This is a genomic window from Bacillus infantis (assembly GCF_020171945.1).
In the GTDB taxonomy this organism is placed as follows: domain Bacteria; phylum Bacillota; class Bacilli; order Bacillales; family Cytobacillaceae; genus Bacillus_AB; species Bacillus_AB infantis_A.
Genome location: NZ_JAIVAP010000001.1, coordinates 517,789 through 542,136, shown reverse-complemented (window position 1 = coordinate 542,136; position 24,348 = coordinate 517,789). Strand labels below are relative to the sequence as shown.

The following is a 24,348-nucleotide window of genomic DNA, read 5'->3' as shown; positions in this document are numbered from 1 at the left end:
TGATGCTGACAAATGCCTCTTATTTAAATGAACAGAAGTTTGGCACCCTGAATTTTTCCCGTGCATTATGGTGCTTTTTTTGACACATCCTATGGTTGGGAGGTGATATACATGCACAAACAAGAAAAACAAGCAGGCGTGCCGGCGGAAAGAGGTCAAAACACCCTTTTGGACACAGTAGATCAAACCTTCAACAGTATGATTGAGGATGTCAGAAACATGATCAGTGAAATGACGAGCGATCCAGCCGAGAGTGATAAACGCCTGCAGGGGCGTTTATTTGCTTTCAGACACAGAATTGATGAGGAACGATAAATATGAAAATATTTTTCTGAAAAAGAAACCCTTTCTCTTTTTAAAACGTAAAAAAGAGAGGTCATGGTTATTTGGCAGATTTAGTCTATGAAACTGGCAGTTTTCAAGTCCCTGCCTAATAAATTCGCACTCACCGGCGCAAGTCCCAGTTCCCGTGCCCATACAGATAGCTGGCCAATATGATGGATCTCATGTGCAATGATATGATGGAGGATTTCGTTTTTGCTAAAAATGTCATCATCCCATGGAACGGAAACGATAAAATCAGGCGCTTCTATCAGACCCTTGGCAAAATAGCTTCTGATATTCCTCCGGAAAGAGTCGGAGAGCTGCTTGGCCTCAGTCAGACTGCGATATTCTTCAAAATCAACGATGGTATCGCCCAGACCTTGGATAGCACGGATCCAGCTGTACTCTACGTCCGATATGTGCAGCAGTGTATGAAGTATGCTCCCGGCTCCGCCCCTCCGCTTCTTATGCAGTTCATCCTCTTCCAGCTGCTCACACCATTGGAACCACTCATCCCTGACCTGCCAGTTATAGTTGAAAAAATGGATCATTTTTTTGCCTCCTTTTTATATAAGATTTTTTGAATGGAATTTATTTTAGCACAAAATTGCCAATATTCACTGTATTTTTTAAAATAAAGGAACAATACTGCCGGACGAAGAAGCAGTATTCAATGAAAATATGGAGGCTATAAAATGCAAATAAGGCTTGCAGAAAAAAAGGATATAGATCAGCTGATTAGAATGAGATGGGACTTTACGCTCGAAGATTATGAGGAGGGGAATTTTTCGGAAAAAGATTATCCGGAATTTCAGAAAGAATGCAGAACATTTCTGGAGGAAGCTGTTGGAGGAAGCCAATGGTATATCTGGATTGCGGAAGAACAGGGAAAAATAATATCACATATATACTTGGAAAGAATCCAAAAGGTGCCAAGACCTGGACGAATTACATATCCTTTCGCCTATATGACCAATGTCTATACTGTGCCAGGATACCGCGGAAAAGGAATTGGAAGCAGGCTGATCACGGCCATTAATGAGTGGATAGAAGAAAATCATTACGAATTCGTCATCGTCTGGCCGAGTGAGGAAGGGATCGAGTTTTATAGAAGGAACGGTTATAAACATTGCAGTGAGCCTATGGAATATTTTTCAAAAAATTAGGATGCTGGCACGGGTGTCTGCTTTTATGAGGGGAGGGAGGATTAGTCATGAATGTTAATAAGCAGAAATTTTATCTGAAAAAAATGGAAAACAAAGAAGGAAGCCTGGTCGAAGCTGCAAACCTCTATAACCTGGTCTGGAATAAAGAGGATGACTCTTTTTTTAATAGACTGAAACGGCATGGAAGCTATGGCGGCTTCCAGGGGTATATGGCTTTAGAGGGTGATTCCAGATTGGCAGGGTTCGCATATGGCTACAACTCACTGGAAGGTCAATACTACAGGGGACTGATTGAAAGGGAGCTTTCGGAAAAAGAGACACTAACCTGGCTGGAGGATTGTTTTGAACTGGTGGAGTTGGCCGTGCATCCGGACAGCAGAAAGCAGGGGATCGGCCGCCTTCTTGAACAAAACCTTCTGGAGAAAGTATCAAATAAGACAGCTATCCTTACTACACAATATGATAACTTTGCCGCCCGGCAATTGTATCGCTCACTTGGGTGGACAGCAGTAAAGGAATCCTTTTTTCCTGACCAGATGGGAACTGCCTACGTTATTATGGGGAAGAGACTCGCTCAAAACAGGTGCTCTTCAATTGCAGGAGGCAGTGAACATGACTGACATCTGCCTTGTACGCCATGGCCAGACTGACTGGAATGCTGAAGGCAAAATCCAGGGAAGGACTGATATTGAGTTAAACGAGATGGGTGTCCGACAGGCAGCAGCATGCAGGGATCGTCTCGCCAATGAAAATTGGGATATTATCATTTCAAGTCCCCTTTTAAGGGCCAGGCAGACTGCGGAAATCATCAACGGAAAGCTTAAGAAGCCTTTGGTGATCATGGATGAATTCATTGAAAGAAGTTTTGGAAGAGCCGAAGGTCTTACAGCTGATGAGCGGCACGCTCTTTTTCCAGACAGGGATTATCCGGAAATGGAAAGCAGAGAGGCCCAAAACACCCGGCTTAAGGAAGGGCTTGATAAAATCAGCCTGCATTACCACAGAAAAAGAGTGATCCTTGTTTCGCATGGAGCATCCATAAATGCCCTGCTGTCACTGCTTTCTTCAGGCGTAATCGGTTCTGGCATAACGGAGCTTGAAAATGCCTGCTTCTGCAGCCTTAAATACAAAGAAAAAGAGTGGCTTGTTGAGTACTATAACGAATTGGGTCACTTAAAGGCACTTTAAACAGGAAGTTTATTGAAAAATATGATATGGTATATTAAGGAAAAGGAGGGGCTGAGAATGGGAAAGGTTTTCTTGTCTATTCTGCTGGTTCTGCTTGCTGCGGCGATTGTCAGCTTTGTATCTGGATTCCATTCTGCCGGGTATATATTTGGATTTATGTTCGGTACATTTGCAATGGGGATAAGCTTTGTGTATTCTGCCAGGGATGATGACCGGTATAGGCCGAATTATCTGAACAACGGGGGCGGGAAAAAATAGATTGCCGCCTTAAAGATCGTGAACCCAGATTTACAGCGGGTTCTTTTTTTATTACGCGGTTTGCAATATTAATAGAAAGGCTAAAAGAAGAAATATGTTAGAAAATGAAACTTTTTACTCTTTTTATTCGTTAAATTATATATAGTATTACGAGGTAGTCTATAATCTAATTATCGTAACCTATCTGCTCAGCTATTCTAACCGGATCATCATGTCTTACATAGGAGGTTAACTGTGGAAAGTTTAACGTATAAGCTTGCCAGTGAACAGAGCGAGTTTGAACAAATCCATCAGCTTAATTATCAAACATTTGTAGAGGAAATTCCGCAGCACAGCAAAAATGATGAAAATGAATTGATTGATAAATTTCATCAGGAAAATACATATATGATTGCCAAAAAGGGAGAGGAAGTCGTTGGCATGATTGCCATTCGTGCCAAAAGGCCTTTTTCTCTTGATTATAAGCTTGAGTCACTTGAAGACTGCCTCCCCGTAAAGGGAACAGCTTGCGAGGTACGTCTGTTATCAATCAAGAAAGCCTACAGAAGCAGCCGTGTCTTTTACCATTTGTGCGAAAGGCTTGTACAGTTCTGCTTAGAGAAGGGGTACACGATGGCCCTTATTTCCGGTACGGTCCGGCAGCTGAAGCTGTATCGGAGGATTGGCTTCATCCCTTTCGGCCCTTTGACAGGGGAAGAGGGTGCTCGATTCCAGCCAATGTATTTAACGAAAGAAAATTTTGAACGCTCGACAAAAGCTTTTATACGCCTGATGGCGAAAAAGACAGAGCCGATGAAGAGGATTTCTTTGCTTCCAGGCCCGGTTTCGATCCATCCGGAGGCTGAAAAGGCGTTCTCAGATCCCGCCATTTCCCACCGAAGCGAAGAGTTTAAAAGAGAACTTCATGAACTCCGCAGCAGTCTATGCCACATGACAGGGGCAGTCCATGCAGAAGTCGTAGTAGGTACAGGGACCCTTTCCAATGACGTTGTTGCTGCACAGCTTTCCTGCTTTCCGGGAAGAGGGCTGATTCTTGCCAATGGGGAATTTGGCTTCCGGCTGATAGACCATGCAAAAAGGCAGGGGCTATCATTTCAGTCTATAGAAAAAGAATGGAATGAGCCGATCGATTTAAATGAAATTGAACAGGCAATCAATGATAATCCTTCTATCAGCTGGATTTGGACTGTCCACTGTGAAACTTCGACAGGCTATTTATATGATATAGATTCACTCAAGGAGCTATGCAGACGCCGGGGGATTGAGCTATGTGTGGATGCCTGCAGCTCGGCAGGTGTTGTGCCAGTTGATCTGAAGGGAGTCTATCTTGCATCATCGGTCAGCGGCAAAGGATTCGGATCCTATCCTGGTCTGGCGATTGTTTTTCACAGGGAGAAAATACTTGGAGGCAGTCATATACCAAGATATTTGGACCTGAAAATGTTTCAGGACCATGAAAGCATCCCCTATACCCATTCTTCCAATCTCGTCAAGGCGCTTAACAAAGCTTGCAGTCTCACCGATTATGAAAAAACAGCAAGGATTGGAAAGCAGGCAAGGGAAAGGCTGAAGGCGAACGGGTGGAAAGTTCTTGGAGATGAGAGCTACTCTCCGGGCATCATTACAATACTCGTACCGGAAACTAAATCAAGCAGAAAAATAGGTGATTACTGCAAAAGTAAAGGGGTGCTGATCAGCTATGAAAGTGAATATCTGCTGAAAAGGAATTGGATTCAGGCAGCTTTCATGGGAAGCATAGGCGAACAAGAAGCGGCAGAGGCATTGAACATCCTTGAACAGGCTTTTGAAATACAGAACGAAAAACGGTATCAATATGAAACAGTTTAAGAACTTGACGCCGGTATGGATAGCCGTCCTCTTTATGTGGCTCAAAACAGCTGTCGTATCTTTCATCGGCTTTAATCTGCATGCTGCAAGCCTTCTTGAAGTAATGCTAATCACGACTTCACCCTTGGGGCTGCTGATGCTATTGACCGGGGGCGGCCTATTTTGGAAAAGGAAAGTGAAGCCTGCTGGAATATGGCTGATGATGCTGGTCTTGACTGGCATCCTTTATTCCGATCTTTTATATTACCGTTTTTATACCGATTTCGTCACGGTACCGATTCTTTTCCAATTCAAAAACGTCGGCGGCCTCGGACCGAGCACCCTGGAACTGATCAGTCCCTGGGATCTGCTGCTGTTCATTGATTTGCTATTATATTTTCTTTTAATCAGGAAAAAGAAGCTGACAAAAATGACAGTGACAGGAAAAACGGCATGGCAGTATGGTGCTGCCTGCATCGCCCTTTTCTTCATGACTGGAGTGATCGGGCTTGTAAATGCGCCGCATCTTTTCACAGAATCATATAACCGTCCGCAGCTTGTCAAAAATATAGGACTGTATCCGTATCATCTATATGATATTGGCGTAGCGGCATCATATCCCCTGCAAAAGGCATTTGCAGATGCCTCTGATGCCAAGGCTTCTGCTGAGTACGTAAACGGCAGGACAGAGGAGCCATCCGATTATTTCGGCGCTGCCGCAGGAATGAATGTTGTCCTAATCAGCATGGAATCGACTCAGGGCTTTGTCCTTAAACAAAAGGTTAAAGGTGAGGAAATCACTCCGTTTCTTAATTCGCTGGCAGAGGATAGCTTTTATTTCAATAATCTATATGACCAGACCGCCCAGGGTAAAACATCTGACTCTGAGTTCATGGTCGATAATGGATTGTATCCCTTGTCCAGCGGCTCGGCTTTTGTCCGGAAATTTGAGAATACGTACAAAAGTCTTCCGCATATTTTGAAAGATGAAAAAGGCTATAAGGCAGCGGTCCTCCATGGTAATGAGCCCTCTTTTTGGAACAGGGAAGACATGTATAAGGCGCTTGGCTATGACCGGTTCTTCTCTAAAGGTGATTATGAGGTGACAGAGGAAAATTCAGTGAACTACGGGATCAAGGATATCCCGTTCTTCCAGCAGTCAATTCCGCACTTAAAGAGCCTTGAAAAGCCGTATTACACCCGCTTCATAACATTAACGAACCACTTTCCATTCCTGCTCGAGGAAGAGGACCGGCTGATTCCTGAGGCTGAGACAAGCGAGATGGTGGTAAACCGCTATGTCACAACAGTGAGATACCAGGATGAAGCGATCAAGACCTTCTTCCAGGAAATGAAAGACAGTGGAGAATACGACAATACGATGTTTGTGCTGTACGGGGATCATTACGGCATTTCCGACAAATATGAACATGGTGTACTGGAGCTTTTAGAGCAGGAAGATTCGCTTGTCAACCGGATGAAGCTGCAAAAGATCCCGCTGATCATCCATATTCCAGGGCAGGAAGGAAAAATGATATCTACACTAGGCGGCGAAATCGATATTAGAGCAACGCTCCTTCATTTGCTCGGCATCAATCCTGAAGATGATTACAGCTTCAGCCGCAACCTTTTTTCCCGGAATCCCGATCAGCCAGTCATATTCCGGGATGGAAGCTTCATTGCAGAGGACTATCTTTATAAAAGCGGGAGCTGCTTGAAAGTAGACTCCGCGGAAGAAGCGGATATCAGCAAGTGTGAACCTTATCTGGAAAAAGCCAGAAAAGAGCTTGGCATGTCCGATGATGTTGTGAATGGTGATCTGCTGAGATTCTTGAAGTAGCCGCAAAGAAATCACTTTCAGATTGAAAGTGATTTTTTGCTTTCCAGCCAAATCTGCACTTGATCGAGGAAACCAGTGTTACACCAGGCAATGATCGCTCTTTCTTCACCTAGCCGTTCAATCTGGCTTCGGAAAAATAAATCTCCAATAAAGTAGCCTAACCTGCTATACCCGAATGTTTGACCGCCCCGGATGGAAAACCATTCCCTATATAGATCTTCAGGCTGATGCTTTTGGAAATCTTCGTAAAATTCCTTTTTGATCTCATTGGCATGGGACTTGGCAAAGGATAACCAGCCATCACTTTGATTATTGAAGCTGAAATAGACGGAAGAGGGAAGGCCTGGAGCGATTTTGCGTGAAAAATGGATGGCGGCGCCTTCCTGGTTAATCCAGATGAGGGGACTATCCCATGTAACGGTCCTCCACTTCATTCCAGCATGATCACTGAGGATATTTTGTGCAGCATGGCCGAATTCATGGGAAACGATGGCTCTTAAATGTTCTTTATCATCTGTCAGCTGCTCCAGAGCAAAGGTGATATTGGGGATGATTTGCCGCCAAGTATAGGCATTTGACCCGTAAAAGCCGGCAATCAGGCTGACTTCAATTGGAAACCCGACTCCATAAGCTTTTTTGAACCGAGTGGCTGTCTCCTGAATAATGGGAATTATGTTTTCCGGCACTCTTTGAATATGGCTTTTTTGAGACTGCAGCTGCTCAATGCTTCTAGGAAGGCGTTCTTCATGATTCCTGCAGTGATACTGAAAATACTGTGCAAAAATATCAGGATACTGTCGATGGTATTCCTTGAAAGAGTCAGCGGAAAGATGTTCTGTTTCGAGAAAAAAAGGAATTGTATTGGTGATTTTCATAACAAGGCCCTCCTGCTTTTTTTTCAATATAACATAAAGGGGATCTCTCCCGTGGGAGTATTTTACAATAAAAAAAAAGCTTTAAGAAACAAAAACCATGAATGGGGGCGCACTAATGGGCTTATAGAAGATTTAAGGAAGATTGTTGGCCACAGGCCGCTTATTCTGACAGGCTGTGTTGGGATATTGGTTAATAAGAGGGGACAGCTGCTGCTTCAGCAGAGTGTGTTTCCGGCAGGGTCATGGGGCCTGCCTGGCGGCTGATGGAACTTGGGGAGTCTGCAGAAGAAACATGCAGGCGGGAGATATGGGAAGAAACAGGCCTGACAGCCGGTTCTCTAAAGCTGATTAATGTTTATTCGGGAAAGAATTATTTTGTGACGGCCGAAAATGGAGATCAATTTTACGCAGTCACTATTGCATATTTTACTGAAGCGTTTAGTGGTGAGATGAAAATGGATCCGCAGGAATCGATGAATATTAAATTTTACCACCCAGATGAGTTTCCGGAGAAAATGGTGGGCAGCCACAAAGTAATCATAGAAGATTATCTATGTAATTTCCATAAAAAGGGGAAAATGCGCGAAAGAATAATGGCTGTATCTGACAGCAGCGATTAAGGAAACAGGATCAAAAAAGGCGTAAGAATCAGCAGCCTTGTAGCAAATTCAAACATAAATTCCAGCCCCCTTTAAAGGATTGTCCCTGCACCTGGCTCCTCCTTCGCCAAATGCCATGGCAGCCACGCATGCTGCCCCCGCTGATTTCTATATTAATAGGGAAATATTAAGCTGGTATTTATGTTTTGTTATAAATGGTTAAGAAGAGAGCAAAGAGCTTATGGATCCCAGAAAAAAAGGACTCTGCCAGTCCTTTTTTAGGCCTTCATTAGATGTCCTGTTCCTCCAGTTCTATCTCCATCCGGGTCTGTGGGAATCCATTGGCTACCCATTCTGCCCTTAAGGCTGAGTCATACTGGGTGAGTCCTTTTTCAGCATCCACTTTATCGGCATCCACACTTTCAATCTGATCAATCCTCTCACTGTTCCGCATGCTCGTGTCCTCTATGACGCCGTCTTTGATTGTGTATGAAAAGGTACTTGTATTTGTGGCAGATTCTTCACTGCGCTTCTTCATTGCCGCAATGGCCAGTGCAGCTCCGCCAGCAGATAGCAGGATTCCTGCAGCCATGTTCATTGTCGACTTTTTCATGGTTATTCCCTCCGATAATTCAAATTTTGTAGAGTAGTAATCTATTCATTTTATTCCCTTGTTTTATTACTTTAAAAAGTATTTTATTTACAATTTGATTAAATTTTTTTCGATTAGTGCTAGGCCGATTTAAAAAGTGCGCGGCAGCATCGGATTTTCAGCTGAAATAAAGATCCTCGAAATATTGTTTTTTTGATTCAGGGGGGAGGTAAGAAAATGGTTTCTCTGAAAGTAGTAAAAATTGGAAGGAAGGGAGGGAGCCGATACCGCTATTTCATTGAGAAACCAAAATAACGGTTCCAGCGCAGTGAGCTAGAGCCGCTATTTCACTGAAAAACCAAAATAATGGTTCCAGCGGAGAGAGCTAGGACCGCTATCTCTCTGAAAAACCAAAATAACGGTTCCAGCACAGAGAGCTAGAGCCGCTATTTCACTGAAAACCCAAAATAATGGTTCCAGCGGAGAGAGCTAGAGCCGCTATTTCACTGAAAAATCAAAATAGCGGTTCCAGCACAGAGAGCTAGGACAGCTATTACTCTGAAAAACCAAAATATTGGTTGCAGCGGAGAGAGCTAGAACCGTTATCTCAATAAAATTATAGCGGCCCCAGGAGAGTTTGTTGTTAATTTAAATTTTTTAGCTCCCGGCGTACTTTTTCCCTGAAATTTTCATCTTTCAGCAGCTTCAGCTGGAAGCTGTTCATATTACGTGTGAGTTTTGCCTGCTCTTTGGGACTTAGATTGTTTGAGAGAAAAGCAATTTCAGTCTGATTGTTATCTGTATCTGTCGCATACATGGCCATTGTTAGGACAAAAGCAGTTGAGCCGCCTTTCTGGCCTGCGTGCAAAAGCCATTCCTGATTGCGGGAGTCTTCCATCAGCTGTTCGAGAACAGGATCAAGATAAGTATGTATATCTTCTGCCAGGTAAGATTTGCTGTTCAGTTTCTCCATAAGAGAAGCATAATCTGCAGCCGTCGATCTTGGGAGCCTGTCAGACCAGACCTGCTGAAAGTCCATATCAAGCTTTTTAAGGAGCTGCGCTTTTTCTTCAGATGTTGGGGGATCGGACTGCCAGGAGCTGTGAATGTCAATTGCCATATCTCTGTATTCACGTAATGGCATTACCTTCAGTTTGGCCAGTGCTTCTTTTTTTGACAGATTATTTTCTTCCATTAATTTTATTGGAATGAATAAGGAACTGGCGAGCGGGTAAAGAGGTTCATGATTTTGTAAATTCAAGCTTTCCAGATTTGAGTTGATTTTGTGAAGTCCAAGCAATTCAATCAAATAATCTGTGTTCGCATTCGAGCTGTACGCGATCATGCCTTTCGCCACCTGCTGCAGTGAAGCACTATTAGCTTTTAATTCAGATAGCCATGCTTTATGGCCGCCGCCGTCTGTTTTGGGTACATAGTATCTTTCAAGCTCCTTCAGGCTGACTTGCTGTTCAGGGTTGATTTTTCCAGCGGCTGCTTGTTTCGCGTATTCTACTGCTACAATGAATTTCACGGTGCTTGCCAAAGGCAGAGCTTTGTCAGGATGAATTTTCGCTAATATTTCTTTATTATGGCTGATTAATAGTGAAACATCTTTTTTATCCTTATTCTCTTTAATGAATTTAATCAGGTAATCCGGTTCGTCTTTCTTTACATTCTTTATGTAGAGCCAGGCTCCTATAGCAATTACTATACAGGCGGCAAGGAATACGGCGCCGCCGATCCACAGAAATATTTTCAAAAAACTTCCCTCCTCTTATCATTTGTACGGAAAAAATAGGCAGAAGTTTCAAAAATAGGATTGTTTTATAGAAGGATATGTAAAAAAATAGGGTGAACCTATGATGAAGTTGCGATATGATGGAAATGTCCAGAAAATCTGACAAATTGATTAAAAGAGGCTTATCGTATGTTCAATAAGAAATTTGCAATCCAAGCGGCAAAGTATCTATTGCCGGTTATTCTCATTTTGTTCATTTACCATGAGGGGAAAAACGAGCTTAGAAGAATTGACCCCTCCAGTTTGCTGATAGATATAAAAAGTTTGTCGCCTGCACAGCTGCTGTCAATTTTCCTGATAGGGCTGATAGCGGTATCTGCACTGACAGCATATGATGCTATTCTTGCAAAAAAGCTGAACCTGGAGATCTCTTTGCCGGCTTTAGCCAAGATTTCATGGATATCCAACTCGATCAATAATGTAGTTGGCTTTGGCGGAGTGGCTGGTGCCAGCCTGCGCGCTTTTCTGCTCAAAGGCTATACAAAAAATCCGAAAAGCCTTCTCGGCGGCATTATTTGGCTGACTCCATTTATGCTGACAGGATTGTCTGTAATGTCTTTGATTTCAATAATTTCTTTCCACGGCAAAGGAGCCGTGCTGGAAGCTTATCCATGGCTGAATGCCGGCTTTTGGGGAATGGCTGCTTTTTTGCCAATCTATCTTATCTTCCTTTATGTCAGAAGAAATAATAATACGGCATGGGAAGGAAAATGGGCAGGGATGGCGGTTCTGGCTTCCGTGCTTGAATGGTTTTCAGCGGCTGCCTTTCTTTGGGGAATAGCTGTTGTTTTAGGCTTTAGCCTTCCTTTTAATCTGGTGCTAGCCATATTTGTCGCTGGTGCAGTCGCAGGTTCTTTGAGCCTTGTGCCAGGAGGGGCAGGCGCCTTTGATATCATTGTGATGATCGGCCTTCAGCAGGCCGGGCTTGAAGATGGCAGTGTTCTGCTCGTATTGGTGTTTTACCGGATATTTTATTATATAGTTCCATTTATAATTGGACTGATATTGGCATCTACTGAAGTAGCCGTCCAGACGAAAGAACTGTTTATGGAATCCAGGGCAGGCCGGTTCATAAAAAAATACAATTTGATTTCAAATTACTTGGTGGCAAATCTTAGCTATTGGTCATTATCCGTACTGGTGTTCATTAGCGGGGTACTGCTGCTTATATCTGCCGGGGCTCCTGCAGGTTTGGAACAAATGCTGTTTGCAGAAAAACTTTTCTCTGAATCACTGCTGAACCTGTCATTTCAGCTATCCGTTACAGCTGGGATTTCTCTGCTTCTCTTATCAAGGAGCATTTATCTGAAAGTGAGAGCATCTTATATACTGACTTATATGGTACTTGTAAGCGGAGCTGTTTTTACCTTTTTTAAAGGAATCGATCTGGGCGAGGCTTTATTTCTCCTGGGGATGGCTGCACTGCTGCGGGGCTCCAAGAAACAATTTTCCCGGGACAGCTCTCCGTTTTCATGGAAGGCATTTTTTATTACCTGGTGCTTAACCTTGGGAACTGTTGCCTCTTATATTATGATAGGATTTTTTGACCATCCGTATGGGGGAATGGTGATTCCCGCTCCAGTCAGGGATTTACTTGTCAAAAAGCCCAGCGAGCTTTTTGCATCAGCTGTGATAGGCACTTGCCTTGCTGTGGCATTTAATAAAATGGGGTTTCGCTTTATGGCTGAAAAAGACACACATCCTTATATGTCAAAGACATTTTCAAAGAGACAGAGGAATTCGGCCTCATAATTAATAGCTTGGAGGAAATGGGGGAAAGAAGATAATGATTATGACAAAACCGCTAGTGAAGGAAGATTATGAGCTGATCCAGGCCGCTGAGGAAGTCATAAAGAAAAATTACCGTTATGGCCGCCATCATATAGGTTCTGCTGTCAGGACAACCACTGGGAAAACCTTTGCAGCTGTCCATGTTGAAGCGAATGTAGGAAGGATAACGGTTTGCGGGGAAGCGATAGCGATAGGCAAATCTATTTCTGAAGGAGAGCATGAATTCCAGACGATTGTAGCAGTCGCCCATCCTCATCCGCATGAAGACATGGAGGACTGCTGGGTGGTTGCTCCATGTGGAATGTGCCGGGAGTTGATCAGTGACTATGGAAAAGAAGCGGATGTTATTATTACTTATCAGGGAAAACTTGTTAAATGCAATGTGATGGAGCTGCTTCCTGAAAAGTATGGTATGCAGCATGCTGATTGAATTTTGAAGCATATATTATCGGCTTTCCAGCAATAAAATGATAGAAATTAATGCAGCATCAGTGTAAAATAAAGTTGAAATTCAGTAGATTTCAAGATGGGCTTCCAGTACGCCAGCATACTCAATATCAGCGGTTCCAGGTTTTGATTTATCAAATATTTCAGAAATTTAAAAATTGAATAAGAGGACGATGAAAGTTGAAAATAGATGCAAACGAAACCCATATAAAAGAACAGACTATTTTTGATCATATTGGTAATAAAATTAAAACGGAAGATAGAGAGATTCATATCATTGCCAAAATAGAGGAACCGCTGATTGTAATATTGGGGAATGTGCTGAGTGATGAGGAATGTGACGGATTGATCAGGATGTCCGAGGATAAGCTGAAGCGTTCAAAAATCGGAAACACCCGCACAGTGGACGATATCAGGACGAGCAGCAGCATGTTTTTTGAAGAAGGCGAAAATGAGCTGGTAGCAAGGATTGAAAGAAGGCTGTCGCAAATTATGAACATTCCTGTGGAACACGGTGAGGGGCTGCAGATGCTGAATTATCACATCGGGCAGGAATATAAGGCTCATTTTGACTTTTTCTCTTCCACCAGCAGAGCGGCAAGCAATCCAAGGATCAGCACGCTTGTTATGTATCTGAATGATGTCGAGGAAGGCGGGGAAACATATTTCCCTAAGCTGAATTTTTCAGTGAACCCTCAAAAAGGCTCGGCAGTTTATTTTGAATACTTCTATGATAATCAGGATTTAAATGATCTGACTCTCCATGGCGGGGCGCCTGTAATTAAAGGAAGCAAGTGGGCAGCCACCCAGTGGATGAGAAGGAAGAAGCTATAAAGCGGAATAAATCGATACTGTGAAAAATAAAAAGAATTGCACCAAACATATCATGAAAAAAAGACTTCCTTTTAAGAAGTCTTTTTTTATTATTATCTGTGGACTGCTGCAGTAAAATCCTTACGCCTATATACGCTGAGGGCGATGCCTATGACAAAAGCATTAAGGATTGAGGGTGTTAGTCCATAGCTTATGAACGGCAATGAAATAGAGATGATAGGGAGGACCCCTAATGTCATCCCGACATTATAAAGAAACTGGACAGAATAGAGGGCGATTGCCCCTGTGACAAGCTGTTTGCCGTAAGGGTCCTTAATCTTGCCGCCGACAGATATCATCCTGGCCAAAAGAAGGGCAAGAATGACAATTAACAGGCCAGCCATCAGCCATCCGTAAAAATAGGTGATATTAACAAAGGCATAATCGGAATGCAAATTTGGAATGGATGCTGTTTTTTCCGGATTGCCAAGCCAGCCGCCTTCAGCCAGCATTTCTCTTATCTTAATATACATAAATCCCGAAGTCTCTGAGTATTCACTTGGGTTAAGGAAAGCGAATAAGCGGACTTTTTGATACTCTTTGCTTGTAAACCACGCTAATATGCCCAATAAGACTAGGATGCCTCCGACAGATGATATGGTTGCGAGGATGGTTTTCCGTGTTACGGCGCTTCTGATAAACAATATCATGACAAGGAATCCGTACATCATGGCAATCGGGAAGCCCGGCAAAGATAAGAATAGAAATAAAGTAATACCAAATATAAGCCAGCCTATCCATAGATTTGGTTTTTCTTTTGAAAAAAAGCTTGCCCAGAAGAGGTAGAATAATGGCAGTATCGTCATACCGCCGAATGCTCCGATTCCAGGTATTATGAAATAGGGGACCCCGTTTATAATGGTTCTGATTGAAAATGGAGCTATAAGCAATAAAACCAGGTATAAAACCCCAATTGTAAGCAAGTGCCAGCTCCACTTTTGAAGTTTCCGGTAGTCAAAGAACATGACAGCTAGTGCAGTCAGTAAACCAAGGCCAATATAGAAGAGTTGCTTTGAAACAAATGCAACATCATAATCTTCATAATGGATATTAAATAATGGAAGCAGCCCCATCCCAAAAGCCGCTGCCAGCAGTCCGATCAGCATCCAATCCACCCTCGGCTTATGGATTTTATTCAGCTGCATCCCAAGCTCTGCGGGGCTGCCCATCTGCAGGACTGCCTTTTCTTCCGCCTCTGTTTCTTCAATTCCCTCTGACATCAGCTCTGTTTTGGTTTCCTGGAGATGGTGCTCCAGCTCTTTATGGATAAAAACCTTGGCTTCTTTGGATTTTATATGCTTTTTGACCTCCGAGAGGAAGCCTTCTTTCTCAGTTGCCATTACTTCAGCCCTCCCATAATTCCTGCAGGGCTGTACGCCTGCCGGCCAATTTTTTCTCTGACTGCTCCAGGAGCTTCCTGCCCCTGTCATTCAGCTGGTAGTATTTGCGTGACTCCTGCCAGCTGGACTGCAGATAATTTTTCCGCTCCAGCCGGTGGAGCAGGGCATAGAGGAAGCCTTCGTTTTCTTCAAAGTTAGAAACTCCCCTTGCGATGATGCTTCTGGTCAATTCGTAGCCTGTCTTTTCATGGACAAGCAGCTGCAGGACGGCAAGGATGACATCTTCATCAGTTTTTATCTGAAGATTTCTTGCTTTTGCCTTTACCTCTTCACGGGTTTTGCCGGTAAATGACAGGTCCTGGAAAACAGTATTTTCCATCGCTTTTTTCAATCTCTTCAGGCGCTCTTCCATCATAGCTCCTCCAGTCTTTCTTTTAATAGCTGCTTTGCCCGCTTCAGGCGTGTCTTGATTGTATTTTGGTTGATGCTGGTGACGGCCGCTATTTCCTTCATGCTCATTTCCTCGAAATAATGAAGGTAGATGACTTCGCGGTAATGGTCCGGCAGATCCATGACCGCTGAAGCAAGCTGTGAATCATCATCTTTTCTGATCACGGCTGCTTCGACCTCATCCTTCAGGCTGCCGCCTGACTTTGCCTGTTCTTCCGAAAGGATAATATGACGGTTGTGCCAGCTTCTGAGATAGTCTTTGCAGTGATTGACTGCAATCCGCCAAAGCCAGGTTTTCACCATCGATTTGCGGTTGTATTGATGGAGGTTTTTATAGCATTTAATGAAGATTTCCTGTGTCAGGTCTTCTGCTATATCCCTTTGCTTTACATATGTATAGGAAAGCTGGAGGATATCCTGGCCATATAGCTGCATGATCTGGTCGATGGCAGCTTCCCTGTCCATTGCCAATAATATTTCTGATAAAGTTTCTTCCACGGTCTTTTGCTCCCTTCCAACCATTAGACGGGGCACCCGCTGTTCAGGTTTGTGTTTTTATAAAAAAATGTTTCATTTCATTTTAGCTTTTGTAAGGTAAATAAGAAAACCCCCCCGGATTATGGAGGGGCAAGACAGTTATTAATCTTTTTCCAGCTTTTTCAGCAATCTGATGATTTCATCAAGCTTGGCATGCAGCTCCTGATCTGAAGAATAGGAGGCCGCTGAACGGGACACCATCCTCCTTATAAAAAGGGTAAAAGAGAATACACCCAGCAAAGTCAGCAAAACAATGACTATCATAATCATCCAATCTCCAATATACATACTATACCTCCAATGCTGTTCAATTCGATATAAGGGAAATTATGGTATAATACTATCAGTCAGCAGGAGGGATTGCAATGTTCAAACATATACAGCCATTTCAGATTTTTATCGGGTATTTTATGTCACTAGTTTCTTTTTCGGTGGCATACAGCAGCTATACTGAAGGGAGAACTGCCTCGTTTTATTTGTTTCTGATTGGTGCAGTCCTGGTCATCATTCTTCATACGGCAGCCTGGATATCAATTTCATCCAGAAAAAAGGCAAATAATGCAGCAGAATAAAAAGGAATCCTGCTTCCGGATGGAGAATCTATGTATATACTGAATTTTCCAGGAGGGGTTCTCATGAGCAAAAAGATTTGGAGAGTAGGTACTGCTTATATTCCGGTAAAGGATGTGCAGACATCTGCAGATTGGTATGCCGGGAAGCTTGGGGCAGAGCTGAATTATATTGATGAAGACAAAGCTATCCTTAATTTGGCAAACCAGAGCTTTTTTCTTGTTAAAGCAGCAGAATCGCAATCTGCCAATTTCACAGATGCTTCCGGAACGGAAAGGTTTTCTCTGACGTTTGAAGTGGACGGTGTGGATGCCCTGGAAGCTGTTCACCAGGAGCTCAGTGAACATGGAGTCCATACAGGCGAGATCGAAGAGAGGGGACATGCTGGCAGGAACTTTGTCTTTAGAGATCCGGACGGCAATCTGTTCGATGTATGGAGCGAGCTGAGTCCTTCATTTAAAGAGAAATTCATCGTATCACAGTAAAAGGGCCTTTAGGTCCTTTTTTGTCTGATTAATTTTCGAATTGGAGCAGAAACTAGTAAATGAATTGCGATTATTACTGTGGGGAACGCGTTCAGAGGAAAAAACCTATGTGTTAGGGAATTGGAGAAAGAGCTTGAACCACTATTTTAAGGAAAATCAAAAATAGTGGTTCCAGTGGGATGAGCTAGAACCACTATATCAAAGAAAATCAAAAATAGTGGTTCCAGTGGGATGAGCTAGAACCACTATATCAAAGAAAATCAAAAATAGTGGTTCCAGTGGGATGAGCTAGAACCACTATATCAAAGAAAATTAAAAATAGTGGTTCCAGCGGAAAGAGCTAGAACCACTATTTCAATGAAAATCAAAAATAGTGGTTCCAGTGGGATGAGCTAGAACCACTATATCAAAGAAAATTAAAAATAGTGGTTCCAGCGGAAAGAGCTAGAACCACTATTTCAATGAAATCAAAAATAGTGGTTCCAGTGGAAAGAGCTAGATCACTATTTCAGAAAAAATCAAAAATAGTGGTATCAGTCGGTAGAGCTAGACCTCTATTTTAATTGAAATTAAAAATGTAGCTTCCAGGAGAAGGAGTCTAGGAAGTCTTTCTACGAAAGGGAAGTGGAGCGAATTGAGAATGTGCGGCAGGGCGGTAATCATTAAGGAGGGGAAACTGGCACTCATTAAGCGGATCAGGGAAAGTGAGGAATATTATGTGTTCCCTGGCGGAGGGGCAGAGCCGGGAGAGCTGCCTGAGGAGGCAGCAGCACGTGAAATCCTTGAAGAGCTGGGAATTGAAGTGAAGGTTGGAAGACTGCTGGTCCGTCATGATTATAATGGACAGCAATTTTTTTATTTTGCAGAGATGATGGCTGGTATTTTTGGAAGCGGGTCAGGAGAAGAATTCGATCTGGCAAGGGTCCGCGGCACATATGAGCCGCTTTGGTTGGATATCGGTTCATTGGCAGATTTGCCTGTAAGACCGGCTGAAGTGGCAAGACTGATTATGCGGTTTTTTTAAAATTGAAAGCATGCCCGGTGAACCATCAACCGATCCTCAAACACCTCTAAACTAGCAGACTTAAGGTATAATTGAAAACAAATACAATATAGAGGTGTGCCACTTGGAAGAACTTATATCATTAAAGAAGGGCCATAAAAAGCTTTCCAGGCTCAAGATTATCCAGCGCATGGTATTTATAACGCTTGGTGCATTGCTGATGGCTACCGGGCTTGAAATTTTCCTGATCCCCAACCAGGTAATCGACGGCGGAATTACAGGTATATCCATTATGCTTTCCCATATAACTGGAATCAAGCTGGGATTATTTTTATTCGTTTTGAACTTGCCTTTCATCTATCTGGGCTACAAGCAGATGGGCAAGACATTTTCGCTTTCTGCCATCTACGGCATCATCATGCTCTCCCTTTTCGCTTCATTCTTTCACCCAATCCCTCCTTTTACAGAGGATATTCTTTTAGCCACAATTTTCGGCGGCATTTTTCTCGGAATTGGCGTAGGGCTTGTCATCCGCAATGGCGGAGCGCTTGACGGGACTGAAGTTCTGTCAATCGTTATCAGCAAGCGTGTCCCTTTTTCTGTAGGGGAAATCGTCATGTTCATCAACTTCTTCATACTGGGCTCTGCAGGCTTTGTCTACACATGGGACCGGGCCATGTATTCTATACTTGCCTATGTCATCGCCGCAAAAGCGATTGATATTGTCGCTGACGGACTCGAGGCATCTAAATCAGTCTGGATCATCAGTGAAGAAGCTGATATTATCGGCGATACCATCAATGACAGGCTGGGACGCGGCGTTACGTATTTGAAAGGGGAAGGCGCTTACACAGGTGACGATAAGAAAGTAATCTTCTGCATCATCAACAGACTTGAAGAATCCAAGCTCACCAGCATCCTTGAGGAACTGGATCCGTCCGCTTTTTTAGCGATTGCTGACATCACAGAAGTTAGAGGCGGACGATTTAAAAAGAGAAGCATCCATTAAAAAGCAGAACAGGCCATTATTTTACCTGCTATGCAAAAAGGCGGACATAAAGTCTGCCTTTTCATTTTGCAGGTGCAGAAATACTAATAACCGATAAACAGGAAATGCATGCTGTGGCTGCCACAATCATTCCGAATAAGAAACCAATGGCCCGCATAAAGGGGTCATCCCCAGGAAATTCAGACTCTGCTGCTGCAAACTGATAAAGAAAGAAAATGAATAAAAATAGATAAAAGCTGCTTCCGATCAGCCCCACTTTTAAACGTCCCTTTTTAGAGCCTTTCCATGCCAGTTTCATATTGAGCCATAAACGGATGCTAAAGGCTGTTGCCAGAAACATGATTACCAGGTGTATATAAGGTATATTAATAAACAGCAGCACATACAAAATCAGCAGTGTTGCTGAAAACAGAAGCGCATTGGAAATAAATAAAAACAAACCAGCTTTCCATTGGATTTGGTACCAGGAAGTATTACTCAATAAATTAACCATCATCCGATTGGCTGCCCTCCCCTCAAGTGAAGGGTTCTTTTTGAAAAAAATAAGCAATAAAGTAATTCCGATGATTCCCAAAAACAAAAAAGATGTCATAATGAACTGCCCCCAATATTGATATATAGTAATAATTTATCGCAAATCAATAAATAAAGTCAACTGTTTTATATTAAAAAACATTGAATTTTTGCTGAAATGTATTTGATTTTTATTGAAATACGATAAAAACTGTATTACTATTAATATAATTATCCTTAAACCGGAGGTACCTTATGAACAAAGCTATAACTAGTTTTCTGAAAGCCGCCATCCTTATTATGGGATTGATCGTGGCCATCCTCTGCATTTTTCTTCTGCCTGAACTTGCAGGGGATGCAGCTGCAGAGAACCCTGAATTTTCTTATTTGAAATGGCCGGTTCTTTTAGGCATGTATGGGGCTGCCATTCCATTTTATATAGCCTTGTACGAAGCATGGAATCTACTAAGATATATTGAAGGACAGACTGCTTTTTCCGATCTCTCTGTTCAGTCGCTCCGCCGCATCAGGAACTGCGGCATTGCTTTGGGACTGATTTACGCTGCCGGCATCATCGGAGTCGGAGCTGCCGGTGCTCTTCATCCAGGAGTTCTGCTGATGGGTGCAGCCATTGCTTTCTGTTCTTTTGTCATCAGTGTATTTGCAGCTGTCCTGAAGGAGCTGCTGCGGAGCGCGCTTACTATGAAAAATGAAAATGAACTGACTATCTGAGGTGAAGGAATGGCGATTATCATTAACATCGATGTTATGCTGGCAAAAAGGAAAATGAGTGTTACAGAGCTGTCCGAGCGGGTGGGAATCACCATGGCCAATCTCTCAATACTGAAGAACGGCAAAGCAAAGGCAGTGCGGCTTTCCACACTTGACAGTATCTGCAGGGCGCTGGACTGCCAGCCGGGCGATATTCTCGAATACCGTGGAGAAGAAGAATAGCAGAAGTATGAAGAGACAGGGCGAGCCTGTCTCTTTTTTTGGCAGCACGTATTATCTGGAGATGGAATATATATTTTACAAAAAGGAATATATATGTTACATTCTGTTTGGAGGAAGAATATATGAAAAATAATGTGAAGCTGGCCCGGCTGCAGGCAGAGCTGACCCAGCAGGAGCTGGCGGACCGGGTGGGGATTACCAGGCAGACGGTGAGCTTAATTGAAAAGGGTAAGTATAATCCTTCTTTAAAGCTGTGCCTCCAGATCTGCTATGCAGTCCAGTCAAAGCTGGACGAATTATTCTGGGTGGAAGAGGAGGACCTTTAATGAAAAAAATTACGGATGAACGTTTGAAGCAGAGGAATTTAGAGCATGTACGGATAGTCTATATCATCCAGACGCTGGGGATCCTTTGCATTCTTGCATACGATTTATTGCAAGGCGGCATGGAAGCTATGCGTGAAAATCCGCTTTGGCTTGTTTTTATCGGAACCTCGGTTGTATTTGCTTATCTATCCATGAGTGTGAGTGTGGAGCATGAAAGACAGGGAAAAGATCCGAAAAAGCCATTCATTGTAAGCCTAACAGCCATCCTGGCAGTGGCTGCCATCATTTCTTATCTGATCAGTATAACACCGGGCTATGGATGGGGTGATGGTCTGCTCTTCGGTTTTATTGCCGCTGTGTGCGGAGGAATACCTTCCTTTTACATTTACAGGCTGCGGCTGAAACAGGCAGATTTGCATGATGAGGAAGACGAATAAAAGGATTTAACATAATCACAGTCCTCCTGAACATATATATACAAAAAATGCGGAGGAATAACGATGGAAAAAAATCAGTTTTTCAGGACGATAAGGGTTTTTATCGCCAGCCCCTTTTTTAATGAGGAGCAGCTGGAAAGAATCGGGAGGCTGGAGAATGCGCTGAAGAAGAATCCTTATGTGGCTGATTTCTTCTCGGCGAGATTTTATCAGTTCCCGCAGCTGACTTTTGCATCTGATACTTGGAGGAAGACTGTTTTCCAAAATGATTTAAGGTTTTTGCGGCGTTCTGACGTGGTAGTTGCCATTCACGACTATGAAGAAAACTCTGTGGACAGCGGAACTGCCTTTGAACTGGGCTATGCGTATGCAATGCAAAAGCCGATAATACTGATAAAAGAAAAAGAAGCGAGCATTCCGAATTTAATGCTGGTGGAAAGCCTGCATGCTTACCTGACCAGGGCAGATGAGATTGCCGCATATGACTTTATCAATATGCCTAAAATTCCTTATAAAGGCCCGCTTATTTAAAGGCAATGGTTATTCTATATAACTCAATTTGTCTGTCACAACGATAACCACAAGTGCGGGAAGTGGCAGGGCAGGATGGAACTGCTGCAGCCCGGGAGATAGCGGGCGGGACTATGAATTTTGTCGAGGCAGTGCTTATTATATTTCTCGTTTTTTGGCTCCTTATGCTGTTCCTTAACCTGGCAGGCATTCTAACTCTATATAAGAATCCGAAAGCTCAGGGATCAATTTTATTGTTATTGGTGTTTTGAGTCTGCCCACATTAATTATTTCAGGCCTTCTTATATCCGCCGGAGTTTTGATCCTTACAGCCAAGAAAAAAGGACCTTTGTATCCGGATTGCTAATAAGGGGCCGGATCTCTGGAAATATGGAAAGGAAAATCAGATGTTTATAATCATTCCATTGGCTCTTGGCATTATTTTGGAGTTTGCATTAGAGCCGTCTTTTAAAATACGCGAAAATCTTTTCATCAGATTGGACCCGGTGGCAGCCGGGGCATTGGCAATCATTGTCCCTTTTGCCTTATGGCTGTTTCTTACTGAGCTTGTACCAATAGAAGACGAGAGAATCTATACTTTTTCCTGCATCATGGTCACTGTATTCTTCATTTCTGGAGGCGCGGTGAAGTATAGCAAAAGCAAAAAGCAGAGAACCCAACTATGAGAAATACTAATCTTAATTCGTCCAAGCTTTACGCCGCTTATTATTTATGAAAGCGGCATTTTTTAATGATTAACTTTTATTAGGATCGCATTTATACCATTGGATGTATTCATAATCCTTTTGGAGTATGAACGCACTGTTTGTGCAGGTGCCACTCTGACAGCAGATTGTCGAAATGTATTGAAGCCTGTCTGAAAGGAATTGTTTCCTGTCTGTTGAATATAAAAACGGACAGAAGTTAAAGACAGCGCGGAACATTCGAAAAGGGAGGCGCAAGAAATGAGCGGAAAACTGGTTATGAGGGAAGAGGGCAATAATCTGGTAATGGAGTGGAATTTTGATGCACCGAGGGAGGAAGTATTTAAAGCATTCTCAGATTCCAAACTGCTGGAAAGCTGGTGGGGGCCAGAGGGCTGGGAAACGAAGAATAAAAAATTCGAATTTGAACCAGGCGGAATATGGCATTATGCTATGACCTGCAAAGACAAAAGCCAGGGGGACTTTTATGGGATGGAGTCGTGGGGGCTTGCAGTCTTTAAGGAAATTTCTGCGCCTGAGAAAATTGTCCATACAGATGCATTCTCAGATGAAGAAGGGAATATAAACGAATCTTTGCCTAAAACATTAATAACGGCAACCTTTAGTGAAGAAGATGGGATAACGAAGTATGTGTCCGTCACTGAATTTCCTTCCAAAGCAGCTATCAGGCAGATCATTGATATGGGGGCGGCAGAGGGATTCTCTTCCCAGCTGAAAAAATTGGATGCACTTTTAGCAGGGAATATGGTATGACAAATGGCAGGGCCAAATCTGAGGGTTTGGCTTTTTTCTATGCAGTAAGCAAATGAGGATGAAAAATCAACCTGTTTTTTAAATCAGAAAAATAATTATAGCAAAAATGCTAAAAATAAAGATATTAAGGCGGGGGGGATTATCATTAAACAGATTCAGCATGATACAAAGATGAATGCTTCAGAATATGCAGTGGTATGGTCACAATACATGAATGACAGTTTATCAAGATGTGTGCTGAAGCATTTTCTGCAAGATGCCAAGGATGAAAATATCCGGGAAGTATTTGCTTTCGCCCTGAAATTATCAGAGAGGCACCTTGAAAAAATTAAACTACTTTTGAAAAATGAAAACCAGCCAGTACCTGTTGGCTTTTCTGAGGAAGATGTTAAAGCAGATGTACCAGGATTGTTCACTGATACTTTCAAAATCGTTTATTTACATATCATGTCACTACATGGACTGACCAGATATGCCGGGGCAACGTCAGTTTGCTCACGAAAGGATATCAGGCAATATTTTATGCGCTGTACGTCAGAGGGCTTAGATCTGTATGATCGGACTACAGAAATTGCGCTGCAAAAAGGAATCATTGATAAAGCACCAACCCTCCATAATAGACAGACAGTGCATTTTATTAAAAAAGGCTATTTGACGGGCTGGCTTGGGAAGCGGAGGCCCATCAACGCGATTGAAATCAGTGGTGTCTTTCTCAATATGCAGAAAACAATGGTAAAGATGGTGCTGGAACTTGGCTTCAGCCAGGTATGCAAATCCAAAGAAATAAGAACATATATGGAAAGGGCAAGAGGGCTTTGTGTAAAGCATTTTGAAATACTTGCTTCATTACTGAAAGAAGAGAATCTGCATGTCCCCAAAGTCTTTGAATCGGAGGTGACTGATTCAGCTGTTTCACCATTTTCCGATAAGCTGATGCTTTTCCATATTACCGGCCTTTTGTCGGCAGCGATCAGTTATTATGGCGAAGCAGCCGCCCTCAGTCAAAGAAGGGACATTGTTTCTGCATATACCAGAATGAATGTAGAAATTGCTTTAATTGCCGAGGATGGCATGCAGCTTATGATTAGAAATGGCTGGTTTGAGGCTCCTCCGGCAGCAGCAGACCATGAAGCCTTGGCTAAGGAGTAATGAAGTAGT

The 24,348-nt window shown here is 42.9% G+C and carries 31 protein-coding genes and 1 pseudogene; 23 read left to right on the top strand and 9 right to left on the bottom strand.

All coding sequences use genetic code 11. The annotated features are described in order from the left end of the window. The first annotated feature begins 111 nt into the window (after window positions 1–111). On the top strand, window positions 112–315 hold the full coding sequence (locus LCM00_RS02865; RefSeq protein ID WP_224897665.1) for a hypothetical protein: 204 nt from the start codon (window positions 112–114) through the stop codon (window positions 313–315). 80 nt (window positions 316–395) lie between these two features. Here LCM00_RS02865 and LCM00_RS02860 read toward each other — a convergent pair whose 3' ends face one another. Further along, on the bottom strand, window positions 396–875 hold the full coding sequence (locus LCM00_RS02860; RefSeq protein ID WP_224897662.1) for a DinB family protein: 480 nt from the start codon (window positions 873–875) through the stop codon (window positions 396–398). Window positions 876–1,019: 144 nt separating this feature from the next. On the opposite strand from LCM00_RS02860, the gene LCM00_RS02855 reads away from it, so the two are divergent. The 6 genes from LCM00_RS02855 (at window position 1,020) to LCM00_RS02830 (ending at window position 6,603) form a co-directional block, all read left to right on the top strand. Further along, window positions 1,020–1,490: a GNAT family N-acetyltransferase gene (locus LCM00_RS02855; RefSeq protein ID WP_224897661.1), complete on the top strand. Its 471-nt coding sequence runs from the start codon at window positions 1,020–1,022 to the stop codon at window positions 1,488–1,490. 47 nt (window positions 1,491–1,537) lie between these two features. After that, a complete protein-coding gene (locus LCM00_RS02850; RefSeq protein WP_224897659.1) occupies window positions 1,538–2,110 on the top strand; it encodes a GNAT family N-acetyltransferase in 573 nt (190 codons plus the stop codon). Beyond that, entirely contained in the window at window positions 2,103–2,678 is a 576-nt protein-coding gene (locus LCM00_RS02845) for a histidine phosphatase family protein (protein WP_224897657.1), read from the top strand. The genes LCM00_RS02850 and LCM00_RS02845 overlap by 8 nt, the downstream gene beginning before the upstream one ends. Window positions 2,679–2,735: 57 nt before the next feature. Then, entirely contained in the window at window positions 2,736–2,936 is a 201-nt protein-coding gene (locus LCM00_RS02840) for a hypothetical protein (RefSeq protein ID WP_101548043.1), read from the top strand. Window positions 2,937–3,170: 234 nt separating this feature from the next. After that, entirely contained in the window at window positions 3,171–4,784 is a 1,614-nt protein-coding gene (locus tag LCM00_RS02835) for an aminotransferase class V-fold PLP-dependent enzyme (protein ID WP_224897655.1), read from the top strand. Continuing rightward, complete coding sequence (locus tag LCM00_RS02830; protein ID WP_224897653.1) at window positions 4,771–6,603, top strand: LTA synthase family protein; 1,833 nt, start codon at window positions 4,771–4,773, stop codon at window positions 6,601–6,603. Before LCM00_RS02835 ends, LCM00_RS02830 begins: the two co-directional genes overlap by 14 nt. A 17-nt stretch (window positions 6,604–6,620) precedes the next feature. Here the strand turns inward: LCM00_RS02830 and LCM00_RS02825 are convergent, their stop codons facing one another. Further along, the gene (locus LCM00_RS02825) at window positions 6,621–7,478 is read right to left on the bottom strand and encodes a hypothetical protein (RefSeq protein WP_224897651.1); all 858 of its coding nucleotides are present in this window, start codon (window positions 7,476–7,478) and stop codon (window positions 6,621–6,623) included. 123 nt (window positions 7,479–7,601) lie between these two features. Here LCM00_RS02825 and LCM00_RS02820 point away from each other — a divergent pair. Then, a pseudogene (locus LCM00_RS02820) lies at window positions 7,602–8,098 on the top strand (NUDIX hydrolase). 268 nt (window positions 8,099–8,366) lie between these two features. On the opposite strand, the gene LCM00_RS02815 reads toward LCM00_RS02820, so the two are convergent. Together LCM00_RS02815 and LCM00_RS02810 are read right to left on the bottom strand one after the other, a co-directional pair. Further along, complete coding sequence (locus tag LCM00_RS02815) at window positions 8,367–8,690, bottom strand: hypothetical protein (RefSeq protein WP_009793433.1); 324 nt, start codon at window positions 8,688–8,690, stop codon at window positions 8,367–8,369. Window positions 8,691–9,312: 622 nt separating this feature from the next. Further along, entirely contained in the window at window positions 9,313–10,428 is a 1,116-nt protein-coding gene (locus LCM00_RS02810) for a serine hydrolase (protein ID WP_224897649.1), read from the bottom strand. A 168-nt stretch (window positions 10,429–10,596) separates the two neighbouring features. Here LCM00_RS02810 and LCM00_RS02805 point away from each other — a divergent pair, with 168 nt between their 5' ends. The 3 genes from LCM00_RS02805 to LCM00_RS02795 all read left to right on the top strand — a co-directional run bounded on the left by LCM00_RS02805 (window position 10,597) and on the right by LCM00_RS02795 (window position 13,539). Continuing rightward, window positions 10,597–12,219 (top strand): lysylphosphatidylglycerol synthase domain-containing protein, encoded by a 1,623-nt coding sequence (locus LCM00_RS02805; protein WP_224897647.1) that lies wholly within the window; start codon window positions 10,597–10,599, stop codon window positions 12,217–12,219. Window positions 12,220–12,253: 34 nt separating this feature from the next. Further along, on the top strand, window positions 12,254–12,688 hold the full coding sequence (locus LCM00_RS02800; protein WP_224897645.1) for a cytidine deaminase: 435 nt from the start codon (window positions 12,254–12,256) through the stop codon (window positions 12,686–12,688). Window positions 12,689–12,885: 197 nt separating this feature from the next. Then, window positions 12,886–13,539, top strand: coding sequence for a 2OG-Fe(II) oxygenase (locus tag LCM00_RS02795; RefSeq protein ID WP_224897643.1), 654 nt, complete (start codon window positions 12,886–12,888; stop codon window positions 13,537–13,539). Window positions 13,540–13,631: 92 nt separating this feature from the next. On the opposite strand, the gene LCM00_RS02790 is transcribed toward LCM00_RS02795, so the two are convergent. The 4 genes from LCM00_RS02790 to LCM00_RS02775 form a co-directional block, all read right to left on the bottom strand. Next, window positions 13,632–14,918, bottom strand: a complete 1,287-nt coding sequence (locus tag LCM00_RS02790; protein WP_224897641.1) for an FtsW/RodA/SpoVE family cell cycle protein — start codon at window positions 14,916–14,918, stop codon at window positions 13,632–13,634. A 4-nt stretch (window positions 14,919–14,922) separates the two neighbouring features. Further along, entirely contained in the window at window positions 14,923–15,330 is a 408-nt protein-coding gene (locus LCM00_RS02785) for a PadR family transcriptional regulator (protein ID WP_224897639.1), read from the bottom strand. Then, window positions 15,330–15,866, bottom strand: a complete 537-nt coding sequence (locus tag LCM00_RS02780; RefSeq protein WP_101548429.1) for a sigma-70 family RNA polymerase sigma factor — start codon at window positions 15,864–15,866, stop codon at window positions 15,330–15,332. The genes LCM00_RS02785 and LCM00_RS02780 overlap by 1 nt, the downstream gene beginning before the upstream one ends. A 141-nt stretch (window positions 15,867–16,007) precedes the next feature. Further along, the gene (locus LCM00_RS02775; RefSeq protein ID WP_224897637.1) at window positions 16,008–16,193 is read right to left on the bottom strand and encodes a DUF4083 domain-containing protein; all 186 of its coding nucleotides are present in this window, start codon (window positions 16,191–16,193) and stop codon (window positions 16,008–16,010) included. 77 nt (window positions 16,194–16,270) lie between these two features. Between LCM00_RS02775 and LCM00_RS02770 the strand changes: the two genes are divergently transcribed. The 4 genes from LCM00_RS02770 (at window position 16,271) to LCM00_RS02755 (ending at window position 18,972) form a co-directional block, all read left to right on the top strand. Beyond that, window positions 16,271–16,477 (top strand): hypothetical protein, encoded by a 207-nt coding sequence (locus LCM00_RS02770; protein ID WP_224897635.1) that lies wholly within the window; start codon window positions 16,271–16,273, stop codon window positions 16,475–16,477. A 63-nt stretch (window positions 16,478–16,540) separates the two neighbouring features. Next, the gene (locus LCM00_RS02765) at window positions 16,541–16,960 is read left to right on the top strand and encodes a VOC family protein (protein WP_224897633.1); all 420 of its coding nucleotides are present in this window, start codon (window positions 16,541–16,543) and stop codon (window positions 16,958–16,960) included. A 640-nt stretch (window positions 16,961–17,600) separates the two neighbouring features. Further along, window positions 17,601–17,984, top strand: a complete 384-nt coding sequence (locus LCM00_RS02760) for an NUDIX hydrolase (protein WP_224897631.1) — start codon at window positions 17,601–17,603, stop codon at window positions 17,982–17,984. A gap of 103 nt (window positions 17,985–18,087) precedes the next feature. Beyond that, window positions 18,088–18,972: a YitT family protein gene (locus tag LCM00_RS02755; RefSeq protein ID WP_224897629.1), complete on the top strand. Its 885-nt coding sequence runs from the start codon at window positions 18,088–18,090 to the stop codon at window positions 18,970–18,972. A gap of 61 nt (window positions 18,973–19,033) precedes the next feature. Here LCM00_RS02755 and LCM00_RS02750 read toward each other — a convergent pair whose 3' ends face one another. Next, window positions 19,034–19,564 (bottom strand): hypothetical protein, encoded by a 531-nt coding sequence (locus LCM00_RS02750; RefSeq protein WP_224897627.1) that lies wholly within the window; start codon window positions 19,562–19,564, stop codon window positions 19,034–19,036. A 176-nt stretch (window positions 19,565–19,740) separates the two neighbouring features. Between LCM00_RS02750 and LCM00_RS02745 the strand changes: the two genes are divergently transcribed. From LCM00_RS02745 to LCM00_RS02710, 8 genes are all read left to right on the top strand, one after another. Beyond that, a complete protein-coding gene (locus LCM00_RS02745) occupies window positions 19,741–20,217 on the top strand; it encodes a DUF2975 domain-containing protein (protein WP_224897625.1) in 477 nt (158 codons plus the stop codon). Between the two features lie 9 nt (window positions 20,218–20,226). Next, window positions 20,227–20,439, top strand: coding sequence for a helix-turn-helix domain-containing protein (locus LCM00_RS02740; protein WP_101548011.1), 213 nt, complete (start codon window positions 20,227–20,229; stop codon window positions 20,437–20,439). Between the two features lie 122 nt (window positions 20,440–20,561). Continuing rightward, window positions 20,562–20,765, top strand: coding sequence for a helix-turn-helix transcriptional regulator (locus tag LCM00_RS02735; RefSeq protein WP_101548009.1), 204 nt, complete (start codon window positions 20,562–20,564; stop codon window positions 20,763–20,765). Continuing rightward, window positions 20,765–21,202 carry a hypothetical protein gene (locus LCM00_RS02730; protein WP_224897623.1) on the top strand — a complete coding sequence of 146 codons (438 nt, stop codon included), beginning with the start codon at window positions 20,765–20,767 and terminating at the stop codon, window positions 21,200–21,202. The genes LCM00_RS02735 and LCM00_RS02730 overlap by 1 nt, the downstream gene beginning before the upstream one ends. Before the next feature lie 63 nt (window positions 21,203–21,265). Next, window positions 21,266–21,733, top strand: a complete 468-nt coding sequence (locus tag LCM00_RS02725) for a nucleoside 2-deoxyribosyltransferase (protein ID WP_224897621.1) — start codon at window positions 21,266–21,268, stop codon at window positions 21,731–21,733. Between the two features lie 386 nt (window positions 21,734–22,119). Continuing rightward, the gene (locus LCM00_RS02720; protein WP_224897619.1) at window positions 22,120–22,398 is read left to right on the top strand and encodes a hypothetical protein; all 279 of its coding nucleotides are present in this window, start codon (window positions 22,120–22,122) and stop codon (window positions 22,396–22,398) included. A gap of 279 nt (window positions 22,399–22,677) precedes the next feature. Next, complete coding sequence (locus LCM00_RS02715; RefSeq protein ID WP_224897616.1) at window positions 22,678–23,190, top strand: SRPBCC domain-containing protein; 513 nt, start codon at window positions 22,678–22,680, stop codon at window positions 23,188–23,190. A 144-nt stretch (window positions 23,191–23,334) separates the two neighbouring features. Beyond that, window positions 23,335–24,339, top strand: a complete 1,005-nt coding sequence (locus LCM00_RS02710) for a DUF3231 family protein (protein ID WP_224898150.1) — start codon at window positions 23,335–23,337, stop codon at window positions 24,337–24,339. Window positions 24,340–24,348 lie beyond the last annotated feature (9 nt).

Bases quoted from the DNA above. Each gene is read 5' to 3' on its own strand.
- LCM00_RS02715 (WP_224897616.1), top strand. From the start codon at position 22,678: ATGAGCGGAAAACTGGTTATGAGGGAAGAGGGCAATAATCTGGTAATG.
- LCM00_RS02730 (WP_224897623.1), top strand. From the start codon at position 20,765: ATGAAAAAAATTACGGATGAACGTTTGAAGCAGAGGAATTTAGAGCAT.
- LCM00_RS02815 (WP_009793433.1), bottom strand. From the start codon at position 8,690: ATGAAAAAGTCGACAATGAACATGGCTGCAGGAATCCTGCTATCTGCT.
- LCM00_RS02825 (WP_224897651.1), bottom strand. From the start codon at position 7,478: ATGAAAATCACCAATACAATTCCTTTTTTTCTCGAAACAGAACATCTT.
- LCM00_RS02765 (WP_224897633.1), top strand. From the start codon at position 16,541: ATGAGCAAAAAGATTTGGAGAGTAGGTACTGCTTATATTCCGGTAAAG.
- LCM00_RS02830 (WP_224897653.1), top strand. From the start codon at position 4,771: ATGAAACAGTTTAAGAACTTGACGCCGGTATGGATAGCCGTCCTCTTT.
- LCM00_RS02745 (WP_224897625.1), top strand. From the start codon at position 19,741: ATGAACAAAGCTATAACTAGTTTTCTGAAAGCCGCCATCCTTATTATG.
- LCM00_RS02760 (WP_224897631.1), top strand. From the start codon at position 17,601: ATGTGCGGCAGGGCGGTAATCATTAAGGAGGGGAAACTGGCACTCATT.
- LCM00_RS02855 (WP_224897661.1), top strand. From the start codon at position 1,020: ATGCAAATAAGGCTTGCAGAAAAAAAGGATATAGATCAGCTGATTAGA.
- LCM00_RS02805 (WP_224897647.1), top strand. From the start codon at position 10,597: ATGTTCAATAAGAAATTTGCAATCCAAGCGGCAAAGTATCTATTGCCG.
- LCM00_RS02775 (WP_224897637.1), bottom strand. From the start codon at position 16,193: ATGTATATTGGAGATTGGATGATTATGATAGTCATTGTTTTGCTGACT.
- LCM00_RS02770 (WP_224897635.1), top strand. From the start codon at position 16,271: ATGTTCAAACATATACAGCCATTTCAGATTTTTATCGGGTATTTTATG.
- LCM00_RS02790 (WP_224897641.1), bottom strand. From the start codon at position 14,918: ATGGCAACTGAGAAAGAAGGCTTCCTCTCGGAGGTCAAAAAGCATATA.
- LCM00_RS02800 (WP_224897645.1), top strand. From the start codon at position 12,254: ATGATTATGACAAAACCGCTAGTGAAGGAAGATTATGAGCTGATCCAG.
- LCM00_RS02865 (WP_224897665.1), top strand. From the start codon at position 112: ATGCACAAACAAGAAAAACAAGCAGGCGTGCCGGCGGAAAGAGGTCAA.
- LCM00_RS02725 (WP_224897621.1), top strand. From the start codon at position 21,266: ATGGAAAAAAATCAGTTTTTCAGGACGATAAGGGTTTTTATCGCCAGC.
- LCM00_RS02860 (WP_224897662.1), bottom strand. From the start codon at position 875: ATGATCCATTTTTTCAACTATAACTGGCAGGTCAGGGATGAGTGGTTC.
- LCM00_RS02850 (WP_224897659.1), top strand. From the start codon at position 1,538: ATGAATGTTAATAAGCAGAAATTTTATCTGAAAAAAATGGAAAACAAA.
- LCM00_RS02735 (WP_101548009.1), top strand. From the start codon at position 20,562: ATGAAAAATAATGTGAAGCTGGCCCGGCTGCAGGCAGAGCTGACCCAG.
- LCM00_RS02845 (WP_224897657.1), top strand. From the start codon at position 2,103: ATGACTGACATCTGCCTTGTACGCCATGGCCAGACTGACTGGAATGCT.
- LCM00_RS02840 (WP_101548043.1), top strand. From the start codon at position 2,736: ATGGGAAAGGTTTTCTTGTCTATTCTGCTGGTTCTGCTTGCTGCGGCG.
- LCM00_RS02720 (WP_224897619.1), top strand. From the start codon at position 22,120: ATGTTTATAATCATTCCATTGGCTCTTGGCATTATTTTGGAGTTTGCA.
- LCM00_RS02740 (WP_101548011.1), top strand. From the start codon at position 20,227: ATGGCGATTATCATTAACATCGATGTTATGCTGGCAAAAAGGAAAATG.
- LCM00_RS02750 (WP_224897627.1), bottom strand. From the start codon at position 19,564: ATGACATCTTTTTTGTTTTTGGGAATCATCGGAATTACTTTATTGCTT.
- LCM00_RS02785 (WP_224897639.1), bottom strand. From the start codon at position 15,330: ATGGAAGAGCGCCTGAAGAGATTGAAAAAAGCGATGGAAAATACTGTT.